This window comes from Embleya sp. NBC_00896 (genome assembly GCF_045207785.1).
Classification (GTDB): domain Bacteria; phylum Actinomycetota; class Actinomycetes; order Streptomycetales; family Streptomycetaceae; genus Embleya.
Genome location: NZ_CP108777.1, coordinates 2365568 through 2386351, shown reverse-complemented (window position 1 = coordinate 2386351; position 20784 = coordinate 2365568). Strand labels below are relative to the sequence as shown.

At 70.3% G+C, this 20784-nt stretch carries 16 protein-coding genes and 3 pseudogenes; 10 read left to right on the top strand and 9 right to left on the bottom strand.

The annotated features are described in order from the left end of the window. The first annotated feature begins 99 nt into the window (after nucleotides 1–99). From OG928_RS43990 to OG928_RS43975, 4 genes are all read left to right on the top strand, one after another. Complete coding sequence (locus OG928_RS43990; protein ID WP_331767633.1) at nucleotides 100–3525, top strand: PQQ-binding-like beta-propeller repeat protein; 3426 nt, start codon at nucleotides 100–102, stop codon at nucleotides 3523–3525. Nucleotides 3526–3665: 140 nt separating this feature from the next. Then, entirely contained in the window at nucleotides 3666–4982 is a 1317-nt protein-coding gene (locus OG928_RS43985) for a hypothetical protein (protein ID WP_406291833.1), read from the top strand. Nucleotides 4983–5156: 174 nt separating this feature from the next. Next, a complete protein-coding gene (locus tag OG928_RS43980; protein ID WP_331767631.1) occupies nucleotides 5157–5867 on the top strand; it encodes a hypothetical protein in 711 nt (236 codons plus the stop codon). A 54-nt stretch (nucleotides 5868–5921) separates the two neighbouring features. Beyond that, complete coding sequence (locus OG928_RS43975) at nucleotides 5922–6731, top strand: SGNH/GDSL hydrolase family protein (RefSeq protein WP_331767630.1); 810 nt, start codon at nucleotides 5922–5924, stop codon at nucleotides 6729–6731. 188 nt (nucleotides 6732–6919) lie between these two features. On the opposite strand, the gene OG928_RS43970 is transcribed toward OG928_RS43975, so the two are convergent. The 3 genes from OG928_RS43970 to OG928_RS43960 form a co-directional block, all read right to left on the bottom strand. Beyond that, nucleotides 6920–7246, bottom strand: coding sequence for a YciI family protein (locus OG928_RS43970; protein WP_406291831.1), 327 nt, complete (start codon nucleotides 7244–7246; stop codon nucleotides 6920–6922). Nucleotides 7247–7644: 398 nt separating this feature from the next. Then, complete coding sequence (gene mtnK, locus OG928_RS43965) at nucleotides 7645–8916, bottom strand: S-methyl-5-thioribose kinase (protein ID WP_331767628.1); 1272 nt, start codon at nucleotides 8914–8916, stop codon at nucleotides 7645–7647. 16 nt (nucleotides 8917–8932) lie between these two features. Then, complete coding sequence (locus OG928_RS43960) at nucleotides 8933–10588, bottom strand: FAD-dependent oxidoreductase (protein ID WP_331767627.1); 1656 nt, start codon at nucleotides 10586–10588, stop codon at nucleotides 8933–8935. An 85-nt stretch (nucleotides 10589–10673) separates the two neighbouring features. Here OG928_RS43960 and OG928_RS43955 point away from each other — a divergent pair, with 85 nt between their 5' ends. The 4 genes from OG928_RS43955 (at nucleotide 10674) to OG928_RS43940 (ending at nucleotide 14869) form a co-directional block, all read left to right on the top strand. Further along, nucleotides 10674–11393 (top strand): hypothetical protein, encoded by a 720-nt coding sequence (locus OG928_RS43955; protein WP_331767626.1) that lies wholly within the window; start codon nucleotides 10674–10676, stop codon nucleotides 11391–11393. Further along, nucleotides 11393–12520, top strand: coding sequence for an acyl-CoA dehydrogenase family protein (locus OG928_RS43950; protein WP_331767625.1), 1128 nt, complete (start codon nucleotides 11393–11395; stop codon nucleotides 12518–12520). Before OG928_RS43955 ends, OG928_RS43950 begins: the two co-directional genes overlap by 1 nt. A gap of 379 nt (nucleotides 12521–12899) precedes the next feature. Next, on the top strand, nucleotides 12900–14240 hold the full coding sequence (locus OG928_RS43945; protein WP_331767624.1) for a phosphoribosyltransferase: 1341 nt from the start codon (nucleotides 12900–12902) through the stop codon (nucleotides 14238–14240). A gap of 158 nt (nucleotides 14241–14398) precedes the next feature. Continuing rightward, nucleotides 14399–14869: a VOC family protein gene (locus OG928_RS43940; protein WP_331767623.1), complete on the top strand. Its 471-nt coding sequence runs from the start codon at nucleotides 14399–14401 to the stop codon at nucleotides 14867–14869. Between the two features lie 208 nt (nucleotides 14870–15077). Here the strand turns inward: OG928_RS43940 and OG928_RS43935 are convergent, their stop codons facing one another. The 5 genes and pseudogenes from OG928_RS43935 to OG928_RS43915 all read right to left on the bottom strand — a co-directional run. Then, the gene (locus OG928_RS43935; RefSeq protein WP_331767622.1) at nucleotides 15078–16490 is read right to left on the bottom strand and encodes a GH39 family glycosyl hydrolase; all 1413 of its coding nucleotides are present in this window, start codon (nucleotides 16488–16490) and stop codon (nucleotides 15078–15080) included. 357 nt (nucleotides 16491–16847) lie between these two features. Further along, entirely contained in the window at nucleotides 16848–17858 is a 1011-nt protein-coding gene (locus OG928_RS43930; RefSeq protein WP_331768326.1) for an ornithine cyclodeaminase family protein, read from the bottom strand. Nucleotides 17859–17872: 14 nt separating this feature from the next. Then, nucleotides 17873–18907 carry a proline racemase family protein gene (locus OG928_RS43925; RefSeq protein ID WP_331767621.1) on the bottom strand — a complete coding sequence of 345 codons (1035 nt, stop codon included), beginning with the start codon at nucleotides 18905–18907 and terminating at the stop codon, nucleotides 17873–17875. Continuing rightward, entirely contained in the window at nucleotides 18904–19146 is a 243-nt protein-coding gene (locus OG928_RS43920) for a hypothetical protein (RefSeq protein ID WP_331768360.1), read from the bottom strand. Before OG928_RS43920 ends, OG928_RS43925 begins: the two co-directional genes overlap by 4 nt. Further along, nucleotides 19146–19496: pseudogene (locus tag OG928_RS43915) on the bottom strand (proline racemase family protein); the annotation flags it as partial. The pseudogene OG928_RS43915 and the gene OG928_RS43920, both read right to left, overlap by 1 nt. Nucleotides 19497–19840: 344 nt before the next feature. On the opposite strand from OG928_RS43915, the gene OG928_RS43910 reads away from it, so the two are divergent. Then, nucleotides 19841–20290 carry a MarR family winged helix-turn-helix transcriptional regulator gene (locus OG928_RS43910; RefSeq protein WP_406291827.1) on the top strand — a complete coding sequence of 150 codons (450 nt, stop codon included), beginning with the start codon at nucleotides 19841–19843 and terminating at the stop codon, nucleotides 20288–20290. A gap of 112 nt (nucleotides 20291–20402) precedes the next feature. Further along, nucleotides 20403–20477 (top strand): annotated as a pseudogene (locus tag OG928_RS43905) (hypothetical protein); the annotation flags it as partial. 156 nt (nucleotides 20478–20633) lie between these two features. On the opposite strand, the pseudogene OG928_RS43900 reads toward OG928_RS43905, so the two are convergent. Continuing rightward, nucleotides 20634–20723: pseudogene (locus OG928_RS43900) on the bottom strand (hypothetical protein); the annotation flags it as partial. Nucleotides 20724–20784 lie beyond the last annotated feature (61 nt).

Below are 20784 nucleotides of genomic sequence, written 5' to 3'. Positions count from 1 at the left end.
CGTCGTGACATGACCCAATGGCGAACTCTCGCCGTCCCGACGAGGAATTCTCTGCCCACAGGGCGCAAAACGCGCCCCGACGGAAATAGCCTCCGCGGCATGAAATGGATACGTGTAGCAGCCAAGACAGGTCTTGTGCTGCTCGTCTTCGCTTTGTGCTTCGGAGTGCAGTCCGCATCGGCGCACGTGTCGCCGCAGCACGCCGAACTCGTTGTCTCGACCAAGGATGGAGTCACCAGTGGGCGGCTGATCGTCCACCGCGACCTGGTGTCCCCGGAGCAGGCCGGTGCCTGGGCGTCGCGCCTGCTGACCGCCGACTGCCCGGCGAGCGGATCGGGCGTCGCCGGCGACAGCGGCGGGGTCCCCGGCGGTGTCGTGATCGAACTGGCGTGGGGCTGCCACGTCGACGCGTTGGACCTGGCCGCGCTGCTGAAGCAGGGCGGGCTGACCCAAGTGGTCACCGAGTTCGACGGCACGACGGTCGACGCGACCGCCGCCACACCGATCGTCGACGCGGCGGGGGTCCACGCGGCTCCCACGACTCCCTCGTTCCCCTGGCGCCCGCTGATGGTGGGCGTGGCGCTCGCCGCCGCGATCGCGCTGCTCATCGCGCGTCTGGTGATCCGATACCGCGCGATGCCGCCGCGTCCGGTCCGCACTTCCCGCCGGCGCCGCACGAGGATCGCCTTCGGCGGTGCCGCGGTCCTGGCCGGTTTGGCGCAGCAGGCAACCTCGGGAGTGGCGTTCGCGGCCGACCAGGCGGTGACCGCCGACGTGGTGACCGTTCAGGGCACGGTGTACGCGGACGGCAACGCCAATGGGGTGCGCGACAACGGCGAGACGCCCATGCCGGGCGTCGACGTCACCGACGGTGCGGTCTGGACGACCACCGGCGCCGACGGCTCGTACAGCCTGCCGGTGGACCTGTCGCGCCGGGAGACGGACCTCGTCAGCATCGTCTCGCCGAACGGGTACACGCCCACCCTGCGCAACGACTACGTCCCGGGGTTCTTCCGCAAGGTGCCCGACGGCACTGGGCCGCGCACCGGCGTCGACTTCGCCCTGATGCCGGACAAGAACGCCGCGAATCCCACCGAGACATGGGAGATGGTCTCCGACGTCGAGGTCAGCAACACCCAGGACGGGGCCGCGGCCACGACGCTGCCGCAGTGGACCGGCCAGGTCGAGGCGATGTCCGAGGTCGACAAGGCAACCCTGACCATCACGACGGGCGACCTGACGGTCACCGACTACGCCGCGGAGCCCCGCCGTCAGGGCGGGTACGACATCCTCCGCAAGGGACTGGTCGACGGCAAACTGGGGCACCCGTTCTACCCGGTCGTGGGCAATCACGACGTCGGTGGCACCGCCACCTCCAAGGGATACGGCGGCAGCCTGGAGTACTTCCGCAGGAACATGGGCCCCGAGTGGTACAGCTTCGACCGCAACGGCCGCCACATCGTCGTACTTGAGAACAACTACGACTCCAGCGGCCTCGCACCGCAGTTGGCGTGGCTGCGCGAGGACCTCAAGCGCCACGCGGTGGGCAAGCAGGTGTTCGTCTTCGCGCATCGCTCCCTGTTCACCGTGTGGGGCCCCGGCGCCGGAATGCAGCCGACCGTCGACGAACTCTCCAAGTACGACGTGCGCATGTTCGCGGCCGGCCACAACCAACAGGCCGAGTTCCGCCGCGGCGCCTTCGACCGGTCGGTCGAGATCAACAACCAAGGCACGTACGGCATCGACGGCGCACGTCCGGACTACAAGGTCCTCGACTTCAAGGGGATCACCGACAACCCCGGCACCCCGGGGAACGAGGACACCGGCTATGTGATGGGCGTCCACCGCCAATTCGCCATCGACGACGACGCCGCCTTGGTGAGCCCCGCGCAGGGCAGCGTGCACGGCACGGGTACCGCCATCCCGATCGAACTGTATGCCGAGGACGACGGCCGCACTCCGGCCACGGCCCGCCTCACCATCCGCGACGCGCGCGGCAAGGTGCGGCAGGAGAGCCGGTTGACGTTCGGTGCGAAGGTCCCCGAGACGGGCATCCGGAACTGCTACACACCCCCCGGGGGCGTACCGGAGCCGTGTCCGGCGGCGCGGACTTCCTGGACCCGGGCAAGCGACACGACCAAGCCTCTTCCCCCCGGCGCGTACACGGCGGAGATGACCGCGGTCGACACGGCGGGCAAGCCGTGGACCACGATCACGAACACCTTCGAGGTGGTTCCGGGCGGCCGGTTGGAGAAGCCGAACACCGGTCAGGACTGGGTTCGTCAGGGCGGGGACGAAGCGGGCCGCTCCGCCAGTGCCGATGAACCGGGAACCGCGCTGGACCTGCGCTGGGCGGCCAATACCGGCGAGCAGTTCAACCTCAATGGATCGGTCGTGGTCGACGGCAAGGTGATCGTCTCGTCCCGGGCCTTCGATTCGCCGCACAGCATGATGCTCGCCTACGACATCAAGTCCGGCCGCGAGGTCTGGCGCACGTATCTGGACGGCGACGCGGAGTCCGCGCCGACGTTCCACGACGGAAAGGTCTACCTGACGACGGGTGTCGGCCGCATCTACGCACTCGACGCGTCCGACGGCCGGGTCGCCTGGCAGGCGATCGAGAACGAGGAGCAGCACGGGGATACGGTGCGCCGATACGGCCGTGCCGGAGGCCCGGTCAGCGTCTTCGAGCTGAAGAACGCGCAGCGAACAGTCGCCGTCTACCAGGACTGGAACAGGATCCAGTGCCGCGACGCCAAGAGCGGTGACCTGTTGGGCGGCTTCGGCGGAGCAACCAGTTGGGGCCAGTTCCACAGCACGGCGGTACGCGAGCCGGGCTCCGACACCGCCTACCTGCACACGGACTCCAGCAGCACGTTGGTCGCCATGGACCTCGCGAGTTGCAGCCAGTTGTGGGTGCAAGGCACCGGCGGGGGGATCGACAGCCACTCCTCCCCGGTCCTCACCAACCCGGCGAACGGCAACCCGCAGCTCGTGACGATGACGGCGAGCGGCGCCCGCGGGCACGACCCGAGGAAGCAGGGTGCGGTCACCTGGCAGTCGAGTGTGGGCGGATCCAGCTCCTGCGAGCCCGGCCCCGCCCCGGTGACCAGTCCCGCGGTCTGGGGCGGCATCGCCTACATCGCGGGTCGCGACGGCATCGTCCGCGCGTACGACACCACCGCCGTCGACCCGGCCAAGCCGCTGTGGGAGACCCGCGTCGGCTATCTGCCCGGCGAGAGCCCCCAGGACGACAAATGGCGGGTCGCGATGGGCTGCACCACCCCGGGAGCCGGGTCGCCGACGATGCACGCCCTGGTGACCGAGTCCCTCGTGTACGCCGGCACCTGGGACGGTCGGCTCGTCGTCCTGGACCGTGCCACCGGCAAGCTGCTGACCGAGTACAACCTCGGCGCCGGGCTGGCTTCGGCGCCGTCCGTCAGCGGTGACTGGCTGTTCGCCCTGACCGACGACGGGACGATCCACGCGCTGGCGGCCCGGCAGTTGCGCGGTCACACCGGCTGACGCCGCACCGGTAGGCACATCCACGCTTCGCGGGTTGCCCTCCCCGGCCGGGGAGGGCAACCCGCGGGGCACCGTCGATCGGAAGAATTACTGTGAACCCCCTTACGGCGGCTCGTTCCCGAGCGCTTCGTCTCCTGCTCATGGGCGCTTTGGCGGCAGCGGCGTCGGTCCTCGGACTCGCGGGCGTGGCCGAGGCGCACCCCTTCGGCACCCCGCCGGTCGTCCGCATCGCGGCCGAGGGCACGACCGTCAACGTCATCTGGTCGGCCGCGGCGGACGATCTGACCGTACTCGGCGAGGCGGCCAAGGCCGAGGCGGTCTCCGAAGCGCAGTACCTGGGCGCACACGTCAAGGTGAGCCAAAACGGAGTGGCCTGCCGACTCGACGAGGCGAACACCCTGCGCCTGGCCGGCGACGGCGCCCGGCTGCGTTACGGCTGCCCCGAGCCGGTGAACACTGTCGCCCTGTCCATCACCGCGCTGTCGAACGTCGACTCGAGGTACCGGACGATCTCCGTGACGCCGACGGGCGCAGGTGGACTGCACACGGCGAACGAGCCGACCCGTACGCTCGCCCTGGGCCCATCGGGCGCCGACCACGCCGACGACGCCGGCGGACCGCAGGGGCCCTTCAGTGTCTGGACCACGGATCTGACCGCACTCCTGGACCACCGTGTCGCGCTGCCGTTGGCGCTGCTCGTCGCCGCGCTCGTGGGCGCCTTCCACGCCTGCGCCCCGGGCCACGGGAAAACGCTCGCGGCGGGCTTTCTCATCGGCGGCCGGGGCCGGGCGCCACACGCGCTGTGGCTGGGCCTGATCGTCGCCGCGATGCACACCGTGTCCGTGGCCGCGCTCGCCGTCGGGTGGTGGCTCGCCGCCGAGAGCGCCCCGGACGTGGCGGCGCTGACCGGCTGGCTGCAACTGATCGCCGCGCTGGTCGTGGTCGGCGTGGGCGTGGGCTTGCTGCGGCGCCACCGGGCCGGCCTCACGCACGGGCACAACCACGACCACGCGCACAGCCATGCGCATGGGCACGACCATGCGCACGGGCACGGGCACGGGCACGGGCACAGCCACGGGCATGGGCATGAGCACGGGCACAGTCATGTCGTCCCCACCGAATCGCTGCTCACCAGGCGCGGCCTCGTGCTGCTCGGCACGTCCGGCGGCCTGCTGCCGTCCCCTTCGGCGTTCCTCGTGTTGCTCACCGGGCTGCTCACCGGTCGGTTCGGCATCGCCATCCTGATGGTGGCGGCCTTCGGGGTCGGGATGGCACTGACTCTCGCGGGCGTCGGTCTGGCCGTGCTGCGAGGACGCGACGTGCTGCTGGCCCAGGCGTCCAAGTCGGCCAGGCTGCGGACATGGACCCTGCGACTGCCGATCGCCGGAGCGTCGGCCGTGGTGATCGGCGGCGTCCTGGCATCCGCGATGGCCGCGGGACAGGTCCTCGCTCCGTGATCCACCGCCATCAGCGCACCGAGGCTTGCGACACCGACTCCCGCCCCCGCCCTGTCGGCGCGCCACGGTCGTGTCCGACGGGTCCTCCGGCCGACCGGCCATCGGAGCCGGCCCGGGCGAGTGTCGTCCGGGGCCGCGAGGGTGAGCGGGCTCCGGGAGGGCAATAGGGGTGGCGTGAGCACAAAGCAGCCGAACACCGAGGCCGGAGCCGTCGACGAGGACGCGGTGGTCGACGAGTTGTACGGGCTTTCCCCCGACGAGTTCACCACCGCCCGTGACACGTACGCCGCCCAGGCCCGCAAGACCGGCGACCGTGCCGCCTCCGGCCGGATCGGCAAGCTGCGGCGCCCGGTCCTGGCGGCCTGGCCGGCGAACCTGCTCGTCCGCGAACACCGCGAGGAGATCGACGCGTTCCTGGAGCTCGGCCCGGCCATGCGCCGAGCCCAGGAGCACCTGGAAGGCCGCGAACTGCGGGAACTCTCCCGACAGCGCCACCGGATGATCGATGCCCTTCAGCGCCGGGCCCAGGCCCTCGCCGCCGCTCGCGGACACCCCGCCATCGGCGAGGCGACCCTGCGCGAACTCCAGGACACCCTCGCCGCGGCCCTCGCGGACCCCGACGCGGCCCGGGCGTTGGCGGCCGGCGCCCCCACCGGCACCCTGCACCCCACGGGCGGCTTCGGCTCCCCCACCACGCCCGCCACGCCCGAAGGCGCACACCCGAGAAAGAGCACGGACGCGACCGACGCGAAGGACAACAAACGGCGATCTCACCGAAAGAAGGAAGACAAGGTCGGTAAACCCCGAGTGACGTCGACGGGCGCGTGTCGCGCAAGCGCCCCAAGGAGCTCTCGCCGATTCACCTGGTATGGGTACTTCCGGTGAAGTATGGGTGCTGCTAAGAAAGTCGAGGCAGAGATCCTGCTACTGGGAGGTTCCATGAAACTGTCCCGAATCGCGGCATTCTCATCCTCGCTCCTCCTCGGCGCCGTCCTCGCTCTCACCGGAGCCGGCCAAACACAGGCCTCGGACAACGCCGCCGCTCTCGACTACGTGGCCCTGGGCGACTCCTACTCCGCGGGAGTCGGCGCCGGCAGCTACGACAGCGCGAGCGGCAACTGCATGCGCAGCACCAAGGCATACCCCAAGCTTTGGGCGGCCGCGCATTCACCCTCGTCGTTCGCGTTCACCGCCTGTTCGGGTGCTCGCACGGATGATGTCAAGGCCGGTCAGCTCGCCCCCCTCAGCTCCGCGACCGACCTCGTCTCGATCACCGTCGGCGGCAATGACGCGGGTTTCTCGGACGTCATGATCACCTGCGTCCTCCAGTCCGAGTCCAACTGCATCAGCCGGATCAACCAGGCCAAGAGCTACGTCGACTCGACCCTGCCCGGAAAGCTCGACTCGGTGTACTCGGCGATCAGAACCAAGGCTCCCTCGGCCCGGGTCGTCGTCATCGGCTACCCCCGCTTCTACAAGCTCGGCGACGGCTGCACCTTCGGGCTGAGCGACAGGGCACGATCCGCGATCAACGAGGCCGCGGACTACCTCAACACCGCCGTCGCAAAGCGCGCGGCCAACCACGGCTACGACTTCGCGGATGTCGTCCCCGCCTTCACCGGCCACGAAATCTGTTCCGGGTCGGAGTGGCTGCACAGCGTGAACTGGTTCAACCTCACCGAGTCGTACCACCCCACCCGCGCCGGACAGTCCGGCGGCTACCTGCCCGTCTTCACCGCACACGCCTGAGAGCCGCATCGACGGCGTTCGTGGAGCAGTAGCCCTCGTCCGTAAGGGTCCGCGGATCGCACGTCACCGAGAAATCGATCCAGTCGGAGCGCACCTCGACCGGTCCGGAACTCCACCCGGATCCGGTCGAGGTACGTCTCACCCTGCCGGTACGTCAGCTCGGCACAGCCGCCGGGTCGTCCCCTCGTTCAGGGCAGCTCCGTCGGCCGACCCGGTATCCCACGAAACGACGGCCCCACCGCGCACGGACTGATGTCGAGACGCTGCCAGACATCGCCGGTCATGTACGGCTCGATCGCCAGCCAGGCGTCGAGCTCCTCGCGCGTCGGGAAGTCCAGGACGAGCATCGAACCGATCATCCGTCCGTCGGCGGCGAGGATCGCCGTGCCGAAGAGCATCCGCCCCGCGGCGACCATCGTGTCGCCGAGCTCGATGTGCCGTTGCCGGGCCGCGAGCCTGCGGGCCACAGCGTCCTGGTCGGTTCCGTCGTAGGCGATCAACAAGAACTGCACCACTGCCCCGATCATCCACCGGAAAGGGCATCACCATATCGCCGACGCCACGGCGACCGGCCCCGGTATCCGTGTCGGTCCGGGCGTGGATTGTTGAACTCGCTTTGCCTGTAGCCCAGTTGAAGTACGCGGGATCAAACTCGACCGACTCGACCGACTCGACCGATCGTCGTCCCGTACGAGGTAGCCCCGAAGGGAGGGGCGTCAGCCGGCGCGGGTGTTGCGTACTGCCAGGGAAGTGAGCACGCACGATGCGCGGGGACCGCGACGCGATCCTCATCGCCCTGGCCGCAGTGCTCAGGAAAGAGCGCCCTCCGCCGACGTGGCACAGGCGCTGGAGCAACTGGAGCGCGTCGTCGACGGACACCGCATCCGAGCCGAACGGGCCGGGTGCGAACGCCTCATGCCCTCGCCGTACACGGACCGTCGTGCCCGGCGGCGGCCGTGAGGTCGGCGGCGCTCTTGTACCGGCCGGGGCCGGTCACCAGGTCGCGGGCCAGGCGCAGGGCGCGACGCTCGGACGCAGCGCGTCGTCGGGGATCGGATATCGACGTGAAGTCGGTGGGCCGGGCGAAGCCGATGACGCGGCGTAGGATTTCGGCGCCGCAGAAGCCGAGGGTTTCCGTGAAGAGTCGGTCGAGGTAGTCCTGACGTTCTTCTTCGAGAGCGGTCCGGTCGCTCGGGGTGGCGAACATCGCCTGCGGGTAGGCGTCGCCGGACGCACTGGCGCGCCAAAGCGCGGCGAAGTGTTCACGGAAACCGTCCCAGAGGCGTTCGACGGTTTCGAGCAGCCATTGCTTTTGCGTGTGTTCGCGTTGTTCCTGGGCGAAGTAGCTGATGAGCAGGTGGGCCAGCACGTTGCCGAGGTCGAAGCCGAGGGGGCCGTAGCAGGCGAACTCCTGGTCGATCACGTGCACGCGGTCGTCGGAGATCATGATGGAGCCGGTGTGCAGATCGCCGTGGATCAGTGCGTCGCGTGCGCTGAGGTAGCGGGATTTCAGCCGGGACACCGCCAGCTTCAGTTCGGTGTCTTGTCGGATCAGGGCGACGTCTTCGTCGAGTTCGGGGCTGGTCCACTCGTTGCGCGGGTGGGGCAGATAGATGTCGGTGAAGACCATGTCTTCCATGATTCGACACATCTCGGTGTTGGTCTCGAACCAGGAAATCAGGGCGCGTTTGTGGTGTGCCGGGAGCGCGAGGTCCGAGGTGAAGAAGAGGGTTCGCGCCAGGTATTCGGCCATGTGATCGGCGAAGTGCCCGTAGCGTGTCGCGGTGGTGAGGCCGTGGCGCATGACTGTGTGCCCGTCAAGGTATTCGACGGCCAGCAGACGCAGTTGCGCGTCGATGTGCAGGGGTTCGGGCACGTACGCGCTCGCGTGTCGGCGGTGTTCGACGATCGCCCGGTGCTCGAAGAGGATGCGGTCGGGCGTCAGTGGCCATTCGGGTCCGATCGCGCGGACATAGGGCACGGCCTGCTTGACGCAGACGGCGCCTTGGGGGCCGTGGACGGCGAAGACGAAGTTGACGTTGCCGTCGCCGATCTCGCGCACGACCCAGTCGGCCGGTGCCCCTCCCAGCCGCCCGACCAGCGTCGGCACACCCGTCAGATAGCGCCGTAGGCCGCTCTCGTCGAGCAGCGGATAGTCCTCGTGCGGGGCAGGCGGTACGGGCATGGGTTTCCTCCGGGTGTCACGAGGGGCTGCGATCACGAGTGGGACGGTTTCGCCACACTGGCGGAGCGAGGCCGAGATGGTCTTGGAGGACCCGCTCCGCGCAGTCCAGCACGCCTGGGATCGAGCCGGGGTCGGATGTCCAGCAGTCGCTGACCACGTGCACGGCCTCGCCGGGCACGGGGCTGCGCATATCGGCCGCGATCGCATGCGAGCGGCGATTCGGCCGCCACACGTGCCACGCGCCCTCGTGTGGCGGACGCGACCAGTTCTGCCAACACGCCGCCAGCGGTGGCCGGATGCGTACCCGGTGCATCGCGCACAGCAGTTCGTGGGCGTGGTCGACCATGGCGGCACTGGGCCGCGGCGCCTGGTCGAAGACTTCGCCGTCCGGCCCGCGATAGCGGGGGCCGGCGTCGAATCGGTCCCAGTACCCGGCCGACGCGCCGTTGGGGTAGGCGGCCAGCAGCAGCGCGGGGCCCTTGTCGGGGGATGTGGGCGGGCGGATGCCTCCGTACCAGAGCTGTCGCAACGGGGTGTCGGTGGTGCTGCGCCCCGTGGTCACGCCCCGCTCCCGCCACCACGGTTCGGCGTACGCGAGGAAGAGCTTGAGCGCGGGCACCGCCTGGACCGCCTCGATGTTCCGGCGCAGCCGCTCGGTCGGCGCGAAGGCCGTTCCGTCGACGTGCCTGAGCGCGCCTTGCGGCAACGCCAGTACGACGGCGTGGGCTCGCACTCGCAGCCGGTCTCCGGTGTCCCGGCCCGCGCGGTCTTCGAGCGCGAAGGTCAGCTCGTAGGCGGGCGCCTCACGTACGGACTGTGGATCGGGGGTGGCTCGGTCGATCCGGCACAGTCGATGGCCGAAACAGGTTCGCCCTCCCGCCGCCTCGAAGGACTCGTGCAAAGTGGTGGGAAGGGACTGCATGCCGCCGGACAACGTGACGTATCGGGCGTGCGGCGGGGTGTGGAACAGTACGTCGATCCAGTCGGCCGCGTTTCCGCCGTGCCTGTCGTAGCCGCCGGTGTCGTCCACGTACCGCACCGCCTCGGCGCTGAGTGCGGCTTCGAGCACGGACGACCAGGCGAGCCGATTCAGCGGCCGGCCGAGGACGGTGGCGGTGTCCCGAAGCGACCGGTAGACGCCGGCGTGCGTGTGGGCGTCCCGTCGGCGCCCGTGCGCCACTGCCCGGTGATAGCGCGCGCGCAGCCACTGGAATCCGCCGATCGCGGATTCCACCGCGAGCAGGGTCAGTTCGTCCGGGCCGTACCCGCGTTCGCGGCGGCGCAGCCGGTACGGCAGGTGGGAGCCGGGGTCGCCGAGCTGGTGCTGGCGCAGCAACGTACCGCGCACGTACGTCAGGTTCTCGCCGCGGCCGAATTCGAAGGGGACGAGACGGGAGCCGAGACCGAGGTGGTCGAGGAGGCTCATCACCAGGGTCGCCTCGCGGTTCAGGCGCATGGCGCCGAGGTCGGCCCAGCCGCCGCGCACGCCTCGGAGGGCGACCGACCGGATGCGCCCGCCGGTCCGGTGGGAACGCTCGTACAACGTCACCGGGGTGTGGGGAGGGCCGGCGCGGCCGAACTTCAGGCGGTACGCCGTGTAGCAGCCACCCACACCGGCGCCGACGACGGCGATGCCGGTCGTGGTCGCGCCCCCCAGTTCGCGCCATTCCATTCATCACTCTTTACCGTAGCGTTCACCCCTTGCACCATAGAGTCACCAAACGCGGTGGTCGTCGAACGTCGTCGAGGGAGAATCTGTGATCTTCAGGAAAGACGTTCTGGCGAAAGCGCCCGCTGCCTACGACGGCCTGTCGGAGTACTTCCGCGACATTCGGGCCTTCTTCGAGGTCGTCAACGTGCGTTTCGCGATACCCGAGTACGGGGTCAGGCTGCGCCCGATCGCCGGCAACGAGCTGTTCTCCAACGCCAACAGCTATCTGCTCGCCGACGACAGCTCCTACCCGTTCTACCTGTGGCTGCCCACCTGGCTGGGGCGCTTCTACGTCGATCCCGATCGGGTACCCGGGCGATGTGTCATCGACGAGTGTCCGACGGCCGACGCCCGGCTCATCGCCTTCATCTGGCCGTGGCTGGGTTTCAACGACGCGTACGTCCGCGACGCCGCCGAGCCGGAATGCTGGTTCGGCGTAGCCGACCCCAGGCCCGACGATCCACACGAGAAGGTACGGGCCACGGCGGAGAGCCTGTTCAACTACTTCCGGGTCGAACGGACCCTGGACGACGAGGCCGACGGCTGGGCCACGGGCAACTTCGCCGGTCAGGAGATCGGCTGCAACCTGACGGGCCGCTGGCACCTGAAGCGGGTGCCGATGACCAACCTGACCAGCTACTACGAGGTGGAACGCAACGTCGTGCGACCGCTGGGGGAAAAGTTCTCCAAGCTCGCCGCCGACCTCGCCGCGCCCGACCTCACCCCCACACGCCTGGTCACCCCGCAGGCGGCCGCGGGCGCCTGATGACCGCTGCGCTCGCCTTGGGTACCGCGCCCGAGCTCCTCGCCCATCCCGTCCTGGCCGCAACCGTCCACGTGGCCGACCGGCTGCTGCGGCCGCACGCGGACGCCACCGCGCAGAGCGGGGTTCCCCGCGCGCACCTGGACGCCCTCGCGCGCGCGGGCACGCTCGGCCTCGCCGCTCATCGACCGGCCGGCGATGGGCGGCAGGGGGCCCGGCTCATGCGGGAGGCCGCGGAGGTGTTGGCCGCCGCGGACGGCGCCACCTGGTTCGTCGCCGCCCAGCACCACCAGCCGGTCCGGGAGGTCATGGCCAGCGACAACGGCGAACTGCGCGAGCGATGGCTCGGGGAACTCACCAGCGGCCGCACGCTGAGCGGCATCGCCGTGTCACACCTCGCCCACCCCGGCCGCCCCGCCGTCACCGCGACCGCTTCCCGCGGCGGCGGCTGGCTGCTGACCGGGCGGGTGCCGTGGTTCACCGGATGGGGCCTGGCCGATGTCGTGCTGCTCGGAGCGGCGACCCCGGACGACCGTGTCCTCTTGGCGCTCCTGCCGTGCGCGACGGTCGCCTCCCGCCCCGGCACGGTGCGCCGCCACGACCTGTGGAGCATGAGCGCCACGCACGCCGTCGGCATCGAGCTGAGGGCGGTACGGGTCACGCCGGCCCAGGTGGTTGCCCTCCCCTCGCGTACCGACTGGTTGCGTGCGTACACCCAACGCACGATCGACACCCACCCCGCCGTCTTCGGCTCGCTCCGCGCGACCACGGCCTTCCTTCACGCCCACGCCGGCGGTACGGACACCGCGCCGGGCGCGGCGGACGGCTTCGGACAACTCGCGATCGACGTCGCCCGGCGGGCGGCAATCCTGCGCAGGCGTGCCTACGCCCTGTGCGACCACGCACCGCCCGGCGAGGCCACCCGGGAACGGCATACGATCCGCGCCGCCGCTGTGGAACTGGCCTTCCGGAGCGCCTCCGCCTGCCTCGCCGCAACCGGAGCCCGCTCGATGCTGCGCCACGCCACCGCCGCACGTCTGACCGCCGAAGCCGCGTTCCACCTGGTCCACGGGCAGACATCCGACGCGGCGAACCTCTACGCACAACGTCTTCTCGACGGACCGGAGTGACGCTGCCGCGGATCTCGCCGAGGGGCTGGGTGGTGGCGGTGGCAGTTGCCGTGGCGGTTGCGGTTGCGGTGGTGGCGGCGTCATCGGCCGGGCGCACGTGATTGTTCCCGCTGCGCGGCTGTCCGGGCCGGGTAGTGCCGGGTAGTCCCGACGCCGAGGCGAACAAGCCGTACGTGGCAAGCACGGCGGGCGCTCGGGCCGTAAACATCGCAGAATCGAAGGAGCAAGGGAGACGGATCGGCAGCCGGTCTTTCGCCGCGCATCCGTCCAGGACCGGGCCATCACACCGATGGGAGCCGGTTCACGCGGCGGCCGAACACCGTCACCCGCCCGTATCGGGCCCGGCAGGTGCCCCGAGCGGCCGGAAGGAGAAGAAGTCGTGCTCTTCACCGATCGTGTCGACGCGGGACGAAAATTGGCCGAGCGGTTGGCGCCCCTGGCGGGCGAGGACGTGGTCGTCCTCGGACTGCCCCGGGGAGGGTTGCCGGTCGCCGCCGAGGTGGCGGACGCGCTCCGAGCGCCACTGGACGTGTGCCTGGTGCGGAAACTGGGCGTGCCCTTCCAACCGGAACTGGGGATGGGCGCCGTCGCCGAAGAGGGTGTCCTCGTCCTCAACGACCACGTCGTCCGGGCCTCGGGCGTCTCCCAGGCCGAATTGCGAGAGATCGAACAGCGGGAACGGGAGGTGTTGGAAGACCGTGCCCGCCGCTACCGGGGCGACCGGCCACCATTGGAAATCGGCGGCCGAACCGTCGTGGTCGTCGACGACGGCATCGCGACCGGATCCACCGCCCGCGCTGCGTGTCGAACCGTCCGAAACCGCGGCGCGGCGCGCGTGGTGCTCGCCGTACCGGTGGCGCCGGCCGGCTGGGGGGAGCAACCGGACCCGGACGCCGACGAGGTGATCTGCCTGAACAAGCCGGTGGGTTTCATGGCGGTGGGACAGTTCTACGCGGACTTCTCCCAGACCACCGACGAGGAGGTCGTCTCGTGCCTGGACCGGGCTGTCGCCCGGGAGTCGGAGCCGTCGCCGGGGGCGGGTGACGGGTCGACGCGGAGCGCGGGATCCGTGCCCACGAACAGGGACATCGAGCTACCGGTCGGAACCATGCGGCTTCGCGGGCACCTGATCGTGCCCGAAGGAGCCGGCCGGATCGTCGTCTTCGCCCATGGCAGCGGCAGCAGCCGACACAGCCCGCGCAACCGCTTCGTGGCCGGCACGCTGAACCGGGCCGGCCTGGGGACGTTGCTGTTCGATCTCCTCACCGAGAGTGAGGAACACGCCCAGGCGAACGTCTTCGACATCGAACTATTGGCCCAGCGCCTGATCGACGTCACGCGCGGGCTCCGGGAGCGGCCCGAAACGCGAGCGTTGGCGATCGACTACTTCGGGGCGAGCACCGGCGCCGCTGCCGCCCTGTGGGCGGCGGCCGAACTCGGTGACGAGGTGGGGGCGGTCGTCTCCCGGGGCGGCAGGCCCGACCTCGCGGAACCACGTCTGCCTGCGGTCACGGCTCGGACATTGCTCATCGTGGGCGGGAACGACCACGTGGTGCTGGAGCTCAACAACCGGGCGCGTACCTTCCTTCGCTGCGAGAACCGCCTCGAGGTCGTCCCCGGGGCCGGCCACCTGTTCGAGGAACCCGGCACTCTCGACGCGGTGGCCGAACTGGCTCGGAACTGGTTCGTCGGACGGCCGGGCCCCGACTCGAACGGATAGGCCGGAGCGCCCAGCGCCGCCCCCGCTTTTTCCTCGGCCGGCGGGTCGCGGGCCGCCCGTGGCTTCGGGCGGCAGACCGGATGCGGGCGTGCCAGGCTGGGACCGGGGGCATCGCACATCCTTCCGGGGGAATCGCACACCCTTCAGGAGAGACCGTCATGGCGAATGTCGAATCCGTAAAGCCCATTCCGGACGGATATCCGCAGCTCACTCCGTACCTGTGTGTCGACGGCGCGGGAGCGGCGATCGCCTTCTACACGGAGATCTTCGGCGCCACCGAACGCATGCGCATGGGCGGGCCCGAGGGCAAGATCGGCCACGCCGAGTTCACCATCGGCAACGCGCTGATCATGATCTCGGACGAGTACCCCGAGATGAGCGCCCTCGCCCCGAAATCCGTCGGCGGCACGCCGGTGACCATGCACCTGTATGTGGACGACGTCGACGCCACGTACAACCGGGCCGTGGCGGCCGGCGCGACGGTGGTGCAGCCGCTCGCCGACCAGTTCTACGGTGACCGCAGCGGCTGTTTCGAGGACCCCTTCGGGCACCGCTGGAACGTCGCCACGCACGTGGAGGACGTGCCACCCGAGGAGATTCGGCGGCGCGCCGCCGAGAAGGGTGGTTGAGCCGAGGCCGCCCGGCATCGCGCCGGGACACCGCCCCCACGGTGGGCTGCTTCACCGCGGGGGCGGTGCTGTTGTGGCGTTGCTTGACGTGACACGAAGGGTTGCCCGTGACAAGACGAGCGGCTGCTCCCCTGGGGCGTGCCCGCGTGCCGTCCCGCGCCACTCGGCCGAACGGCGCGGGACGGCACGTCTGTTCAGCGACCGGCGATCAGGACAGGACGAGTTGGGTGACCGACGGGCCGGGCAGGGTCACGGACACCTGACCGTTGACCACCTGTTGCCGGGCCAGTGGGACGGGCTTGGCGTAGCTGATGGTCGAGCCGTCCTTGCGGTGGCCGTCGACATTGGTGACGTTGCCCTTGACGGACACGACCGCGTTGTACGCCGTGGTGCCCTTGTTGATCAGGATCACCACGTTGGGGTTCGCCGACGCGAACACCTCGACACCGGGCAGGGTCGTCGACGACTGGACCAGGCTCGTCCCGAAGTGGGACAGCGCGGTGCCCTCCTGACCGGTGAAGAACCCCAACCCCTGGTAGAGGGGCATGCGTTCGTTCAAACCGGCACCGTTCCGCAAGGTGGGATCACGGTCGGCGTTCGCCTTGTCGTAGAGCAGGCTCAGTGCTCCGTTCTTGTCCCCGAAGGCGTAGCCGCGCGCACCCGCGTTCGCGAGGTGGCCGAACACGCTCGCGGACCACCAGATGGCGGCGTTGCGGTACTGGACGGGCTCGGTGCCGATGTTGTCGCAGCCGGCCGGGTTGGGGTGAATACCCCAGTCGGAGTTGGTCTCGCCGACCTGGATGCCGATCCGGTCCGCACGGGCCGGGACGATCTCGCGGATCATCGCACGGACCGTCTCGACGTCGGCGCCCCACTGCGGCGTGGCCGCGAGCAGGGCGTTGTCGCAGGCGGCACGCTCGCCCGCGCCGTACTTGTGGAAGTCGACGAAGTCCACCCGTGAACCGCTCGCCACCAGGAACGGGCGCAGGTAGTCCCAGTTCGGGTCCGACATCGCGGGGCCGCCGACGGTGATGGTCGGGTCGACCGCCTTCATCGCGTCGTAGGCCGAGTTGAACGCGGCCGCGTAGACGCCGGCGTCCCCGGTACCGGGCTTGGTGTTGGGCTCGTTGCCCACGATCCAGCGACCGACGCGGTTCGCGGCCGGCCCGGTGTTGAAGTGGCGCACCATGGCGGCCGCCTCGCGGGCGTCCACCGGCACGATGACCACCGGTTCGGAGCCCACGTCCTTGATGGCCTTGACCCACGCGTCACCCGACACCGTCGTGTCCGCGCCGTCGCCGTTGGCCACGATCGCCGAGGTGGTGTCGCCCGGAACCGCGTACTTCAACCCCATCCGCAGCGAGCCGTATCGCCCGGCGAGCATCGCGCGCACCTGCGGGTCGTTGGTGATGTAGGAGTGGTAGCCGTATCCGGTGACGTCCGCGCTGAACGTGTCGGCCGGCACGGCGCGTTTGACGGTGGTGAGATCGACGGTGATGTCGGCTGGGGCCGCCTGGGCCGTGCCGGCGGACATCGTGCTCGCCGCCAGGGCGAGGGCCGCCGCGATCGCGACGGATATCGGGATTCTCTTGCCGCGTTGCTTCTTACGGTCTTGCGACACGCTGAGCCCTTCGAGTCGGGGGCTGGACGCCGCCGTTCGGAATGCGACCGTCGGGAGGCGTACCAGCACCCGGTGACGGTGCGGCCAGTGTAGGCAGAACCGAGGGGGCAGATTCCGGTCACCGGACGCTCCTGACCGGCCCCGCGGGTACCGATACGGAGTTACCGGCGCATAGCCAACTCCCGTACGCCGTACGCAGGTTCGCGCAGACGCGACCGGTAGCCGAATCACGCGGATGCTCCTGCGCACAACCACCGAGAGGCGAGCCCCAGCCGAGTTCGGCCGGCAAGTCGACGAGTTCGTCAAGCGGGTCGGGCGCCCGCCCGCGTGTCAGCCCGCGATCGGCGCCAGGTGCCGTCAGTCGGCATCACGCACCAGGTCTGCTTCGACGGCATACCCGATTGCGGCGGCCGCCTCGGAGACGGTCTCCCGATGGGGTTCCGGTGCCGCCGGATCCAGGTCGTGCCGGTACGCCGCGACCGCCACGGCCAAGTCCTCCCAGGCCATGCCGACGCTCTTGAACAACCGGGGTCGGTCCATGGGGACGGTCGCCTTCCCGCGCACCAGTTCGGCGAGATTGCTCTGCGCCGCTCGCTCGGCGAACGCACCCTCGGCGAGCGGGATCAGCAGGTCCCCCGCCTCGCGATGGGCGGCCGTGCGCGCCTCGACGTAGACGGCGGAGCGGCGCACGAGAGCGGAGTCGACCTCGCGGGCGGTCGGTTCGTGCGAGCCGACCGCGACCACGGTGGCATGGTCGCGGATCAGACCACCGTCGAAGAGCGGGGTCCTGGCCGTCGTACAACAGACCACGATGTCCGCGTCCGCCACGGCGTCCGGGGTGCCGAGGGTCGCCGTGAGGCCGAGCGAACGGGCGTATCCCGCAAGGGCCTCGGCCGGTTCGGGCCGCCGAGCGACCACGGTGAGCCGGGTCAGTGGACGCACGGCGAGCAGCGCGTCCAGGTGCCCGTACGCCTGTGGTCCCGTGCCGAAGAGCACCAGGTGCGCGGCGTCGCGCACGGCCAGACGACGCACCGCGACCGCCGTGACGGCCGGGGTCCGCAACGAGGTGAGCGCCACGCCGTCGAGCCACGCGAGCGGTCGCAGCGTGGGCCCGTCCAGCAACAGGTACGTACCGGTGATCCGCGGCAGGCCGATCGCCGGGTTGGCGGGTGCCACCCCGGCGATCTTGACGCCGACGTACTCGGACAGGGCCGCGGGCATCAGCAGCAGGTCGCCGGCGGGGACCGGCACGATCGAGCGCGCCGGGACGGTCTCTGGATCGAGCCCGTCCAGCAGCACCCGCTCGATCGCGTCGGCGGCCGCCGTCGGCGGCAACGCGACGCGAGCGGACCGCGGTTGGGCCGACATCGGGTCGACTGTCGTCACAGCAGGAATCCCGTCCCCAGCGTGTCGTCGGCGTGCAACAGGAAGCGATGCTCACCGGTCCGGTGGGCCGTTCCGGTGACCTCGGTGATCACGCCCTCGGGATGGAAGCCGGCGAGTCGGCCGGTGAAGACCGTGCCCGTGATCGATTCGTGTCGCAGTGCGTCGTTCGGCCCGATCCGACCGCTGTCGGCCAACAGGGCGAGCCGGGCCGACGTCCCCGAGCCGCACGGGGAGCGGTCGATCTGGCCGTCGGCGAAGACGGTGACGTTGCGCTGGTTGGGCCCGCTCGCCGTCGGCGCAAGGTCCTCGTGCAGGATCACACCGTAGACGCCGGAGAGCATCGGGCTGTCCGGGTGTCGGGTCGCGGGCTCGTCGGCGAGAGCGGCGCGGATCTCCCGTCCCGTCGCGGTCAGTTCGGGCAGCAGGCCCGCGGTGACGGTCAACCCGAGCGTGGTCGCGTCGACCGAGGCGTAGTAGGCCCCGGAGTAGGCGAGGTCGACGTACACGGTGCCGCGCGAGGTGGTCACGGGGATCTTCCGCGCGGCGATCCGGGTCGGGACGTTGCGAAAGGTCACGTCGACGGTGCGACCGGCCCGGCGGCGCACGAGGGCGGTGACGCGGCCCGAGGGTACGTCGATCCGCACCCGGGCGATGCCGTCGTCGGGCGCGGCGACGAGCCCTGATTCCACGGCCCAGGCGCCGAGCGCGATCGTGCCGTGTCCGCACGCCGTGGAGTAGCCGTCCTTGTGCCAGAAGAGCACGCCGAGGTGTGCTTCGTCGTCGTCCGGGGGAACGACGAAGCCCCCGTACATCCCGGCGTGACCGCGCGGTTCGCGGGTGAGCAGGAGTCGGATGTCGTCGAGTGGGCTGCGGCGCGGGGCGGTGGCGTTGCCGCCCGCGCCGATGGCGATCGCGCGACGCTCGGCGACCGTGTCGCCCGCGATGATCGGCAGACCCGTTCGCACGATCCTGAAGGGTTCGCCGGCCGAGTGGTAATCGACGGTCTCGACGACCGCCGGGTCGTTGGTCATCGGGAAGCCTCCGAGGGCAGCGGGCTCACTGTGCGGGTCGTGGTGACGAAGTCGAGCCCGGTCCGGTCCGGGCGCCGGGCGGGGGCGCGCTCGACGGCCCGAACCGTTTCGGCCGCCCCGAAAGCGGGCACGGCGAGCACGGGATCGACGGGATCGACGGGATCGACGGGATCGACGGGATCGACGGGATCGACGGGATCGACGGGATCGGTGGGTTTGTGGGCGGTGACTGTCGCCACAGGATGCCTCCGGGGATCGGGTCGGTGGGGTCGAGGAAGTACTGGGCGGTGCCGGTGATCCAGGCTCGCCCGGTCACGCTGGGGACCACAGCGGGGCGGCCGGCGACGCTCGTCTGCGCGACCGGTCGACTGGTCGACCGGTCGACTGGTCGACTGGTCGACCAGTGAGGGTCGTGAGGTCGCGGAGATCGCGGAAGTCGCGGCCGAGCGGCAGGTCGCCGCGCGCGTGCGGTTGCGCCATGCACGCGAGGTCCCGATGCCGCACTGCGAACGATCGAACCTGGGCGGATGGCCATCGCGTGTGGCGAATACGACGAGATCGACCCGGGGGCGAGCAACCGGACGTACCGGCTTTTGCGATGCACGCACCCGTTCCGGATGCCCTGCGACGGCCACGCCGCCCTTGGGCTCGCTACTCATGGCCGGGCCCGCCAGGGCCGCGTAGTAGGCGCGCGCGGCTCCGACCACGACGGCATCCGTGGCAGGTCTCTTGAACACGACTGTACAATTTCACATTGCACTCGACTTGCCAAGGTCCAGCCCACTTGGACTCTGCGCACGCCGACTCCGCACGCACCGAAGCCCGCACACGCGGTGCGGCGCGTCGTGTCACCACGAGGCGCGATGCGGGCAGATGGACGGGTTACCACCACGGTCGCCGTATACACAGACTCATTGGCCGCGCCAACGATGTATGGCCGTCGTGGAAGAGACCCCCGCATGCCTGAGCGTGAAGCCGAGTTGGCTGCTCACCCAGTTGGCAGTGCACGCCCACCGGCTGGCGTCCGACGGATTCGGCGAGGTGGGCGCGCGCGGGTACCACTACCGGATCCTGGCCGCGCTGGACGAGTTCGGGGCGGCCAGCCAGGCCGAACTCGGTCGCCGATGCAACATGGACCGCAGCGACGTCGTGGCGGCGATCAACGAACTGGCCGAGCAGGGCTTCGTCGAGCGGACGCCGGACCCGGATGACCGAAGGCGCAACATCGTGACCTTCACCAACGCGGGTCATCGCCAGCTGCGACGCCTGGACCGAGCACTCGACAGGGTGCAGGACGACCTACTCGGACCGCTTTCGGCCGAGGACAGGCAGACCTTGACCCGCCTGCTCACTCAACTGCTCACCCACCACCAACGGGGGTGACGCGGCCGGCCCGAGCGTCCGAGGATGCCGCCTCCCTACCAAGGACGGTGCCGGGGACCACATTCGAGGGGCCCACGGCCCGCTCCGGCAGCACCCCGATGACCTGGTCCGCATGGTGGTGGTGGAGGTCGGGTTCGACCTCGACGACGACGAATCCGGCCTCGCCGAGCGGCTGACCGGCGTACGGGTCACCGAGGAGCTGCTGCGCGACGCCGAGTACCAGTTTGGGCGCGCCCCGGAGGAACCCGCCCCGGAATGGACCAGCGTCGTCATCGACATCACCGACGCCGACGAAGACGGTGCGGACGACGCGGCCGAGTTCTTCCAGCGCCTGGCGGGCGGGGCGTTTGGGGCCGCCGCGGGTGAAGCGGCGCAGTACCTGTTCGGCTTCGGCGGCGCCGAGGGTGGAGCACGGTGGCAACCCCTTCGGCATCCCCAGCGCGCACCGCCGTCAGCTTCCTGCCGTCCGCCGGTTCGGCCGCGTGGCCGTGGGC

Excerpts from the sequence above, each read along its gene's own strand:
- OG928_RS43990 (WP_331767633.1), top strand. The coding sequence starts at position 100 with ATGAAATGGATACGTGTAGCAGCCAAGACAGGTCTTGTGCTGCTCGTC.
- OG928_RS43985 (WP_406291833.1), top strand. The coding sequence starts at position 3,666 with ATGGGCGCTTTGGCGGCAGCGGCGTCGGTCCTCGGACTCGCGGGCGTG.
- OG928_RS43975 (WP_331767630.1), top strand. The coding sequence starts at position 5,922 with ATGAAACTGTCCCGAATCGCGGCATTCTCATCCTCGCTCCTCCTCGGC.
- mtnK (WP_331767628.1), bottom strand. The coding sequence starts at position 8,916 with ATGCCCGTACCGCCTGCCCCGCACGAGGACTATCCGCTGCTCGACGAG.
- OG928_RS43960 (WP_331767627.1), bottom strand. The coding sequence starts at position 10,588 with ATGGAATGGCGCGAACTGGGGGGCGCGACCACGACCGGCATCGCCGTC.
- OG928_RS43950 (WP_331767625.1), top strand. The coding sequence starts at position 11,393 with ATGACCGCTGCGCTCGCCTTGGGTACCGCGCCCGAGCTCCTCGCCCAT.
- OG928_RS43940 (WP_331767623.1), top strand. The coding sequence starts at position 14,399 with ATGGCGAATGTCGAATCCGTAAAGCCCATTCCGGACGGATATCCGCAG.
- OG928_RS43930 (WP_331768326.1), bottom strand. The coding sequence starts at position 17,858 with ATGTCGGCCCAACCGCGGTCCGCTCGCGTCGCGTTGCCGCCGACGGCG.
- OG928_RS43925 (WP_331767621.1), bottom strand. The coding sequence starts at position 18,907 with ATGACCAACGACCCGGCGGTCGTCGAGACCGTCGATTACCACTCGGCC.
- OG928_RS43910 (WP_406291827.1), top strand. The coding sequence starts at position 19,841 with ATGGCCGTCGTGGAAGAGACCCCCGCATGCCTGAGCGTGAAGCCGAGT.